This is a genomic window from Phenylobacterium sp. (assembly GCF_044372605.1).
GTDB lineage: Bacteria > Pseudomonadota > Alphaproteobacteria > Caulobacterales > Caulobacteraceae > Phenylobacterium.
Map to the genome: position 1 here is coordinate 1 of NZ_JBILRO010000119.1, position 10,219 is coordinate 10,219.

Here is a 10,219-nt window from a genome sequence, read left to right on the forward strand (position 1 = left end):
CGATAGATTATCGGCGATCAGCCTGCCCAACACGCATTTGAATAGCAAGCATGCCGAAGGGTCACCCTTCCACTGAACGGCAGGGACCGGCTCAGGGCCTGACGATCCGCCCACCAAGCATTGGCCCTGCCACTCCGGTCGTGCCCGGAAATGAGATGGGCAGCCCGTGAAACGTCCGCGCAGCCAGAAACGCGAAGGCCTCCGCCTCAATGCTGTCACCGCGCCAGCCGTGATCTTCGGCAGTCCTGACGGGCATCGGCAGTCGCGCCACCAGTGCCTTCATAATCTCCGGATTGTGGCGCCCGCCGCCGCAGACGATGACCTCGGTGGGCGTCTGACCGATGGCCTCGAACGCGCGTTTTATGCCTTCCGCCATGAAGGCCACCAGGGTCGCGGCAGCGTCCTCGAGCTTCAGCCCCGCCAACGGCTCCAGCGAAAAGTCATAACGGTCCAGCGACTTGGGCGGCCTGGCGCGGAAGTAAGGGTGCGTCAGCAGCGCGCTCATGACCCCCTCATCTGCGCGACCGACGCTGGCGTACTTGCCGCCGTCATCGAACCGGCCTGCGCCATGCGCCTGGACCACCAGGTCGATCATGCCATTGCCCGGGCCGGTGTCGAACGCGACCAGGTCCTCTTCCCCCGACCAGAAGGTCACATTGGCCACGCCGCCGATATTCAATACCGCCAGCGGAGCTGACAGCCCCGAAGCCTTCGCGCGGGCCAGGTGATAGATCGGCGCCAGGGGCGCGCCCTCCCCGCCGGCGGCCACGTCGGCGCTCCGGAAGTCAAAGGCCACGGGCCGCCCGGTCAGCCGGGCTAGCATCACCCCGTCGCCCAACTGGATTGTACGCCCGGGAACGCCGTCGCGGGGACGCTCATGGAACACAGTCTGACCATGCATGCCGATCAGATCGATGTCCGGCCAGGACAGGCCATTTTCCATCAGGAAGGTCTCGGCGGCTGCGAAATGCTCTTCGGCCACCATCGCCGCCGTGTGCTGGAAGATGGCGGGTTCGGAAGCCCCCCTCTCCAGACCCAGTGCCTGTCGCGTCGCCTCCAGCACCACGTCACGCGTGGCGTCCGACAGCTTGCGCTCTCCGGCCGGGCCAAAAGCCTGAATCGAGACGCCATCCGTCTCCAGCACCGCCATGTCGACGGCGTCCAGCGAAGTGCCTGTCATGAATCCCAGAACACGCATGGCCCTTGACTGCCATGACCGTGTCGATGTAGCCAGCCTGTCATGATCGGCCCCGTCGCCCGCACCGGACGCTATTACCGCCTGCCCCGTTAGCAGGCCGCCGATCTTTCGCGCCTGCCCTTACCGGCCGGCGCCAGACCTTCAGACCCTCTCGCCGGCCTCCTCAATCTCCAAGGAGCCCTGCCATGTCCCTCGAAACTACGCCCGCCGCCGTGCTAGAGCGCGCAACACCTGAACATTCCCTGATCGACCCCGAGATACCCCCGATGTCCGACGCCGCCTTCCAGTCCGAATTCCTCAAGACCATGCAGGCGCGGGGCTACATCCATCAGATCACCCATCCTGCGGAGCTGGATGTGGCGGCCAGGGCCGGCGTCGTTACGGCCTACATCGGGTTCGACGCCACGGCCTCCAGCCTGCACGTGGGCCATCTGATCCAGATCATGATGCTGCGCCGCCTGCAGCAGGCCGGCCACAAACCCATCGTGCTGATGGGCGGCGGCACCACCAAGGTCGGCGACCCGACCGACAAGGACGGCCAGCGCCCTCTACTGACCGACGCCCAGATCCAGGGCAACATTTCCACCATCAAGGGGACCTTCCAGAAGTTCCTGACCTTCGGCGACGGGCCGACGGACGCGGTGATGGTCAACAACGACGACTGGCTGTCGAAGTTCGGCTATGTCCAGTTTCTCCGCGACTACGGCGTGCATTTCACGATCAACCGGATGCTGGCCTTTGACAGCGTCAAGAACCGGCTCGAGCGTGAGCAGCCGATGACCTTCCTGGAATTCAACTACATGCTGATGCAGTCGGTGGATTTCCTGGAGTTGGCGCGGAGCCACGGCTGCGTGCTGCAGATGGGCGGTTCCGACCAGTGGGGCAACATCGTCAACGGTGTGGAACTGATCCGCCGCGTGGACCAGAAGGCGGCGTTCGGCCTGACCACGCCCCTGCTCTCCACGGCCTCGGGCCAGAAGATGGGCAAGACGGTCGGCGGAGCGGTCTGGCTCAACGCCGATATGCGCAGCCCCTACGACTACTGGCAGTTCTGGCGCAACACAGAGGATGCGGACGTTGGCCGCTTTCTGCGCCTGTTCACCGACCTTCCTCTGGACGAGATCGCCCGTTTGGAGGCCCTGCCGGGCGCGGAGATCAACGACGCCAAGAAGGTGCTGGCGAACGAGGCCACACGGATGCTGCACGGCGCAGATGCGGCAAGCCGGGCCGCAGCCGGCGCACAGGATGTGTTCGAGAAGGGTACGCTCTCCGCCGAACTGCCCGTGGTGGAGGTCAGCAAGGCCGAGTTTCCAGATGCCCGCACGACGGCGACGCTCGTGAAGGAGGCCGGCCTCGCCGCCTCGCTTGGCGAGGCCCGCAAACTGATCGCCAACGGCGGAGTCGCCATCAACGACCAACGCATGACCACAGACGATAAACACACCTACGACCAACTGCTGCCGGATCTGCAGGCCTTCAAGGTTCAGGTCGGGAAGAAGAAGATCGTGCTGGTAAAGCCGATCTGACACTCAACTGTCCCCCATGTGGCGGAAAACGAGGAGCTTGAGATGACCGACCTGATCGAGGGCGCGCCAGCGCCGGACTTCAACATGGAAACCCCTGACGGTCCCGTGAAACTGGCCGATTTCGCGGGCAACGCGCTGGTTCTCTATTTCTATCCCAAGGACGACACCGGCGGCTGCACCAAGGAAGCCCAGGCCTTTACGGTGCTGATTGACGACTTCCAGAAGGCCGGCGCGGCTGTTGTGGGCGTCTCGAAGGACAGCCTGGCGTCACACCGGAAGTTTCAGGCCAAGTACGGTCTGGCGGTCACCCTTGCCTCCGATCCTGAAGGCGAGACCGTTGCCGCCTACGGGTCCTGGGTCGAGAAGAGCATGTATGGCCGAAGCTACATGGGCATCGACCGCTCGACGTTCCTGATCAGGGACGGGAAGCTGGCTCGGATCTGGCGCAAGGTGCGGGTGCCGGGCCACGCGGAAGAGGTCCTGGGCGAACTGCGTGGGCTATAGCTGGCAGTCTCGATGAACAGTGATCAGTTGAGATAAATCCGGCAACCTGGCGTTAACAATGACTGAAGAGCCTTGCCTCAAGGCTGAAAGTCGTCACATAAGGCCCCCGACTTGGGACCTGAGGTCTTTCGGAAGCATGGATCGTCTGACGACGCTACGGCGCTCGCTCGAGGAGCTGTTCCCCGAACGCCACCTTTATGTGCGTTCCGGCGGCGCTATGAAGGCGTTTGTCCTGACCAGCCGCAAGCAGATGTTCATGGCCGCTGGCGTGGCCGGCTGCGCGCTCTGGATGGGCGTCTCGACAGCCGCCATGCTGGTGGACCTGATGTCCGCATCGGCCTCCGACCGGGAATTCGCCACTCTGAAGGCTCAGTCCGAACGCTATGTCGCAGACCGGCAGGCGCGGCTGGACAGCGCGATGGCGCGTCTCAACGCCGCCTCCGGCTCCAACGCAGACGCCGCGACGGCGATCGAAAAGCGACATGCGGCCCTCGCCATGCTGCTGACGGATATGAAGGGCTCTCCCGGCGCGGCCGAGGCGCTGACGCCGGCCATCGACCGTGCCCTGGCCAAACCCGATGCGGCGCCCGCGCGGCGAATTGAAATGGTCCGGGTCGGACAGGAACAACTGCTCGAGGCTGCCGATAGCTTCTCAAAGGGTCGCGCCGACCGGCTCCGACTGGCTTTCCGGATGGCAGGGCTATCGCCTTCGACCTACGCCGACCGCGGTGGCGCCCTGGGCGGCCCGCTGATTGAATCCAAGGACCCGCGCGCTCTGGCCGCCGTACTCGACGTGGACGAAGATTTCGCCGTTCGCATCCAACGGGTCGCGCGCGACCTGTCAGAGGCCCAGTCCCTGTCGGAAGCCGCCAATGAGCTTCCGTTCGGACGGCCCACCACCAACGCAACCCAGACCAGTGGCTACGGCGTCCGGCTCGATCCGTTCACGCGCCGACCGGCGTATCATTCCGGGCTGGACTTTTCGGGCGCCCACGCGACACCGATCTATTCCACCGGTCCCGGGACCGTCGCCTACACAGGCGTCCGGTCAGGCTACGGCAATGTGGTTGAAATCGACCACGGCCGGGGCCTCAAGACCCGATATGCCCACCTGTCATCTTTTGCGGTCCGCCCCGGACAGCGCGTCTCGGTCGGCCAGCGGATCGCGGGCATGGGATCGACAGGTCGTTCCACTGGGACACATCTACACTATGAGGTATGGGTAAATGGTCGCGCCCAGAACCCGGGCCGCTTCCTAAAGGCCGGTCAGTATGTTCTCCAAGGCGACTAGGGGCGCAGAGCCCGTCGAACAATTGCCGCCGCGCAAGCCGATGGCTGCGTCGCTGGTGGCCGCAGGCGTCAGGCTCAGGGGTGACATCGTCACGGATGGCGACCTGCATCTGGATGGCGAACTGGAAGGCGACCTGAGGGTCGGACGGCTCACATTGGGTGAGACCGGCCTCGTCGCCGGCACGATCCAGGCCGAAACCGTTGAGATTCGGGGTCGGGTCGTCGGTACGGTATCGGCTCGCCAGGTGCGATTGCTGGCCACGGCCCGCGTCGACGGCGATATCAACCATGTCGAACTATCGATCGAAGCCGGCGCACATTTCGAAGGCCGCAGCCTCATGATTGTACCCGCGCCGGTGGTCGACGCCGTGCCGCAGATCGGGGTCGCGGCGGAGTAACCGTCTATCCGTCGCGCGTCGCGCCGACCCGCTGGGCAAGCGCCGCACCCATGAACTGGTCCAGGTCCCCATCCAGCACGCCGCCGGTATCCGAGGTTTCCACCTCGGTGCGCAGGTCCTTGACCATCTGGTAGGGCTGGAGAACATAGCTTCGGATCTGGTGGCCCCAGCCGATGTCGGTCTTCTGATCCTCGATGGCCGCCTGGGCCGCCTCACGCCGCTGCAGTTCGGCTTCGTAGAGCCGGGCGCGCAGCATCTTCCAGGCCTCTTCGCGATTCTGGTGCTGGGACCGGCCCATCTGGCACGCCACGGCTATGCCGGTCGGCAGGTGGGTCAGACGCACAGCGCTGTCGGTCTTGTTGATGTGCTGGCCCCCGGCGCCGGACGCGCGATAGGTGTCGGTGCGCACGTCGGAAGGATTGATCTCGATGACAATGTTGTCGTCTACCACCGGATAAACCCAGACCGATGCAAAGCTGGTGTGCCGCTTGGCCGCACTGTCGTAGGGCGAAATCCGCACCAGCCGATGTACGCCGGCCTCGGTCTTTAGCCAGCCATAGGCATTGGGGCCCTTCACCTGCAGGGTGACAGACTTGATCCCCGCCTGTTCGCCGGAGGTTTCTTCCAGGAAGTCGACCGTCATGCCGTGGGCGTTGGCCCAGCGGGAGTACATGCGCAGCAGCATCCCGGCCCAGTCGTTGGACTCCGTGCCGCCGGCGCCGGAGTTGATTTCCACGAAGGCGTCGTTGCCATCGGCCTCACCGGATAACAGCGCCTCGAGTTCCGCGCGGGCACCGCGCTCCTTGATGGCGCGCAATTGGGCACGAGCCTCTTCCAGGCTGGCCTCATCACCCTCCTCGTCCGCCATCTCGGCGTAGCCCACGGCGTCCGTCAGGTCTCGCTCAAGCGACATCACCGCCTCAACCTGGGCGGCCAGCCTCGACCGCTCACGTGTCAGCGCCTGGGCGACCTCGGCGTTGTCCCAGAGGGTCGGATCCTCGACCCGGGCGTTCAGCTCATCGAGTTTACGAAGCGCGACATCCCAGTCAAAGACGCCTCCTGAGCAGATCGATCGACTGCTCGATGTCAGCCTTGGCGGCCTCGACATCCAATCTCATGGGACTAACTCCAGATAGAGCCTTTCCGGATCAGATAGACTCATCTGATCCGGATAAAAAGGCTCGCTATTCAGATATTTAGAGCATGACGGGCGCTTCAGCCGATATCCAATTGAAGCTGTCATGCCCTTAGGGCGCGGGATTTAGTCCGGCTTGGTGGTCAGAACAAGTCGGAGAGATCGTCCTTCTTTTTCGCCGCCGGCGCGGCCGGCGCCACGGCTGCGGCGGCGTTGGGTGCGCCGGTGACGCCGTTCTGGAAGACCTGGTTGTAGGGTTGAGGTCCGGTGGGCGCACCCGCTTCGCCCACAGGCGCTGCCAGACTGGTGGGCTCGGTGCCCGCGCGGAAAGCTTCGCGGATACCCCGGATCATGGCGAACCTGGCCTCGGTCGGCGCCTTGAATTCCTCCGCCGGCTTGTCCTTCAGCGCGACCCCCATGAAATCCACAAAGATCGGGACAGCGGCGACACTGCCGGTCTCGTTGTTTCCCAGGCTGCGATTGTCATCAAACCCGATGTAGACGCCCACGACCAGCTGGGGCGAAAAGCCCATGAACCAGGCCGAGCGATAGTCGTTGGTGGTGCCCGTCTTGCCGCCCACCGGCTTGCCCAGCGACAGGGCCTGCGTCGCCGTGCCGCGCTGCACCACACCCTGCAGCATCGATGTGATCTGATAGGCCGTGACCGGGTTCAGGACCTGATCTCCTGTACGCAGAATTCGCGGACTCTCGGCCCCGCCGAAGCCCTGGTCGCAGCGATCACATTCCCGTCGGTCGGCCCGCCAGATGACCTTTCCGTTGCGATCCTGAACCATCTCGATCAGGTGCGGCTGCACAAGGCGCCCGCCATTGACGAAGGTCGAATAGGCCCCTGCCATCCGGTAGACCGTGGTCTCGCCGGCGCCGAGCGCCATGGCCAGCACCCTGTCCATCTTCTTTGTTTCACCAAGGCGTTCGGCCAGGTCGGCGACCTTGGTCATCCCGATCGACTGGGCCAGCCGAACCGTCATGGTGTTGCGCGACAGTTCCAGGCCTTTCCGAAGCGTGAGGGCGCCATAGTAGTCCCGGCTGTAGTTCTCGGGGCTCCAGTTCTGGCCGCCATAGCCCTTCAGTGTGATCGGCGCGTCCAGAACCGTACTGGCCGGCGTAAAGCCGTTCTCGAGGGCCGCAGCATAGACGATTGGCTTGAACGACGACCCGGGCTGCCGCAGCGCCTGGGTGGCCCTGTTGAAGCTGGAGAGCGAGAACGAGTAACCGCCCACCATGGCCACCACGCGCCCGGAATAGGGCTCCATGGCCACCAGCGCGCCATTCACTGCGGGCACCTGCTTCAGGCGATATCCTGCGCCCTCCTCGTTCGGGGCGACGAAGATCAGGTCGCCTACCCCGATGCCCTTCCCGGCCCTCGCCCACGACACATCCTGACCGGCCAGCGCCCCGACCGCACCCTCGACGGTGCGGATCTGCACAGATCCGCCCGCTACGCTGGTGACGACAGCCTGTAGCCAGGTTCTCCGCTCCGCCGGCTTCGACCGCTTCTTTGCGAGCGCTTCCCAGCCGGTCAGCGTGTCCACCTTCCCCCACGCACCGCGCCAGCCGTGACGCCGGTCATAGCTTTCAAGACCGTTCATGAGCGCCGTGCGCGCCGCACTCTGCAGCGCCGGGTCCAGGGTCGTGCGGACATAGTAGCCGCCGGCATTCAGGCGCTCGTCGCCGAGCTCCTTCATATTGAGCGAGATGCGCCGCACCTCCTCCACAAAGTAGTCGGCGTCGCGGTACTGGGACCGGCTCGGGGCGGGCTGGACCTTGAGGGGTTCCCGCATCGCCGCCTCAGCTTCGACGCGGCTGACCCAGCCCAGGTCCGCCATCTGACCGAGAATCCAGTTCCGGCGGCCGACCGCCTGCCCGTAGCGCCGCGTCGGATGATAGTTGTCCGGTCCTTTGGGCAACGCCGCCAGATAGGCGCTCTCGGCAAGGGTCAACTCGCTCAACGACTTGCCGAAGTAGTTGTAGGCCGCCGCGCCAACCCCGAAGGAGCGATATCCCAGCCAGATCTCGTTCATGTAGAGCTCGAGGATCCGCTCCTTGGAGAGTGTGCTTTCCAGTTGCGAGGCGAGGATGGCCTCCTTGAGCTTGCGCCCAACGGTCTGATCGCTGGTCAACAGGATGTTTTTGGCCACCTGCTGGGTAATGGTGGACCCGCCTTCAAGACGTCGCCCCTGGGCGATATTGAGAACGTTCTTGGCCATGGCCCGGCCAAAGCCACCGATATCCACCCCTCCGTGCTTGAAGAAGCCATGATCCTCGGCGGCCAGGAACGCCTGCGCTGTCTGTGCGGGGATCGCGTCGTAGGGCACAAAGATCCGACGTTCGCGCGAGAACTCACCGATCAGCGTGCCGTCCCAGGCATAGGCCCGGGTCGCTGTCGGCGGGTGATAGTCCACCAGATCACCCGCATCGGGCATATCGTGGAACAGCCAGGCCGAATAGAGCCCCGTAGCCAGCGCTGCGACCGCCACGAAACTCAGCGCAATGACGCCGGCCAGTCCAACCCACCGGGCGGGTCCTGCCCGTTCGGATGTGTCCGGGGGGGTCAATGGCGCACAGGCTCCCGGGGCGCGAAGGCCCTTGCAAAGCTTGTCGTCTAGCCTGTGTTGCGGCGGGCGCCAACGGCCCCGCGCACGCCCTCCGTCACCGGGCGGCCAACCGGATGTTTTCGCCGAAGTGCTCGTCCACGGCCTGCGCCACGGCCGCCATCAGCCTGGACCGGCTGGCCGGATCACGAAGCCGCGCCTCGTCCTCGGGATTCGAGACAAACCCCATCTCCAGCAACACCGCCGGAACATCCGGCGCCAGAAGCACCATGAATCCGGCGTCGCGATGGCTGCGGCGCAGTAATGGCGCCTTGCCCTCAATTCGGGACAACAGGGTCTGGGCAAAGACCGCGGAGCGATTGCGCGTGGCGCGCTGTGTCAGGTCAAAGAGGATATCACGCACGCCCTGGTCTCCTGCCAGGCTGGCCTTCATGAACCAGTTGTCGTTGCTGACAAAACGGGTGGCGCGCTGCGTGGCCTTGTCCGACAGCGTGTAGACCGAGGCGCCCTTGAGCCCGGGTTCAGGCCCCGAATCAGCATGGATCGAGATGAAAAGATCCGCATCCGCCCTCTGGGCGATCCTGACCCGGCTCTCGAGCGGGACGTAGACATCCGATGACCGGGTCATCACGACCTTGTAGCGTCCTGTTCGGGTGAGCTTGTCGGCAAGTGTCTGGGCAGCGGCGAGGTTCAGGTCCTTCTCCAGTCCCTTGGCACCACTCGCCCCGCTGTCGCGACCGCCGTGCCCGGCGTCAATCACCACCACCTTTTTCAGGGGCAGCGGCGTGGGTTTGACCGGCTGCACGGGCGTGCGCACGGGCAGAAACTGGGTGCGGATAGTCGGCGCCGGCGGTTTTGGCGCGGCCGAAGCCGTCATGATCGCTCCAGGCGCGGCAGCAACATCGATGACGTAGCGATAGGAGGTCACGCCGTCCGCGGGCGGCAAAAGGAACCGCCTCGAAATCTTGCCATCAGCCGACAGATCCATCTGCAGACGAGCGCCGCCCTGATGGGCGTCCAGCAGCCAGGCCTTGACCGCTCCACGACCGGGGCCCTGCTGAACCTGAGCGACCTTTACGCCGGGCAGCAGTACAACCACGCGCCGGCTTGCCGATCCGTCCGAAAGCACCCGGGCCGCCGTGAAGCCGTCCAGTTCAACCACGGTTCGGGTCTGGCCGGCATCCCCCCCGACCCGCACCTTCAGAAGATTGACGTCTGCGGTGGCGGCCTGGCTAGCCGCAACGGCGGCGAGGCCGATGCCGACAACGAGCAGGGCCGCCGCGGCGCGCCCTCTCTTCTGCCCGACCATCGCCATCAAGCGCCCAATCATGCCAAAGTCCTGAAACACCGTCTCTTCGGCAACTGCGAAGCTCATTGACATATAGCCCGGAACGCCGTGGACAAAGGGTTAACGAGGTCTTGCGGTGCGCAACGCTTTCCTTTTGCCCGCTGGTCTTGCTATTGTAGTTCCGCGCGGCGTCGCAGGCTTGCATTGAGCCCGAACGCCAAGCGACAAAAACAAGCCTGCGTCGGCTTGGACCGAATCCTCGGTGACGGCGCATCCTCCGATCCGCGTCCTTCGGGACGCGCCTGGG

General features: G+C 64.8%; 8 protein-coding genes. 4 read left to right on the plus strand and 4 right to left on the minus strand.

Features of this window, described 5'->3' with window-relative positions; genetic code table 11:
- Window positions 1-91: 91 nt before the first annotated feature.
- Window positions 92-1,198, minus strand: a complete 1,107-nt coding sequence (locus ACIQ42_RS10830) for an anhydro-N-acetylmuramic acid kinase (RefSeq protein WP_397422206.1) — start codon at window positions 1,196-1,198, stop codon at window positions 92-94.
- 266 nt (window positions 1,199-1,464) lie between these two features.
- Between ACIQ42_RS10830 and tyrS the strand changes: the two genes are divergently transcribed.
- The 4 genes from tyrS (at window position 1,465) to ACIQ42_RS10850 (ending at window position 4,916) form a co-directional block, all read left to right on the plus strand.
- Complete coding sequence (tyrS, locus tag ACIQ42_RS10835) at window positions 1,465-2,724, plus strand: tyrosine--tRNA ligase (RefSeq protein ID WP_397422213.1); 1,260 nt, start codon at window positions 1,465-1,467, stop codon at window positions 2,722-2,724.
- A gap of 42 nt (window positions 2,725-2,766) precedes the next feature.
- On the plus strand, window positions 2,767-3,228 hold the full coding sequence (locus ACIQ42_RS10840; protein WP_397422207.1) for a peroxiredoxin: 462 nt from the start codon (window positions 2,767-2,769) through the stop codon (window positions 3,226-3,228).
- Between the two features lie 136 nt (window positions 3,229-3,364).
- The gene (locus ACIQ42_RS10845; protein WP_397422208.1) at window positions 3,365-4,519 is read left to right on the plus strand and encodes a M23 family metallopeptidase; all 1,155 of its coding nucleotides are present in this window, start codon (window positions 3,365-3,367) and stop codon (window positions 4,517-4,519) included.
- Entirely contained in the window at window positions 4,500-4,916 is a 417-nt protein-coding gene (locus ACIQ42_RS10850; RefSeq protein ID WP_397422209.1) for a polymer-forming cytoskeletal protein, read from the plus strand. The genes ACIQ42_RS10845 and ACIQ42_RS10850 overlap by 20 nt, the downstream gene beginning before the upstream one ends.
- A 4-nt stretch (window positions 4,917-4,920) precedes the next feature.
- Here the strand turns inward: ACIQ42_RS10850 and prfB are convergent.
- The 3 genes from prfB to ACIQ42_RS10865 all read right to left on the minus strand — a co-directional run bounded on the left by prfB (window position 4,921) and on the right by ACIQ42_RS10865 (window position 9,999).
- Window positions 4,921-6,034, minus strand: a protein-coding gene (gene prfB, locus ACIQ42_RS10855) for a peptide chain release factor 2 (protein WP_397422210.1) whose coding sequence is annotated in 2 segments (ribosomal slippage) — window positions 4,921-5,964 and window positions 5,966-6,034 — 1,113 coding nt in all. Because the reading frame shifts where the segments join, the coding sequence is not laid out codon by codon here.
- Window positions 6,035-6,194: 160 nt separating this feature from the next.
- The gene (locus ACIQ42_RS10860; RefSeq protein ID WP_397422211.1) at window positions 6,195-8,627 is read right to left on the minus strand and encodes a penicillin-binding protein 1A; all 2,433 of its coding nucleotides are present in this window, start codon (window positions 8,625-8,627) and stop codon (window positions 6,195-6,197) included.
- Between the two features lie 94 nt (window positions 8,628-8,721).
- Window positions 8,722-9,999: an N-acetylmuramoyl-L-alanine amidase gene (locus ACIQ42_RS10865; RefSeq protein WP_397422212.1), complete on the minus strand. Its 1,278-nt coding sequence runs from the start codon at window positions 9,997-9,999 to the stop codon at window positions 8,722-8,724.
- Between the last annotated feature and the right edge of the window lie 220 nt (window positions 10,000-10,219).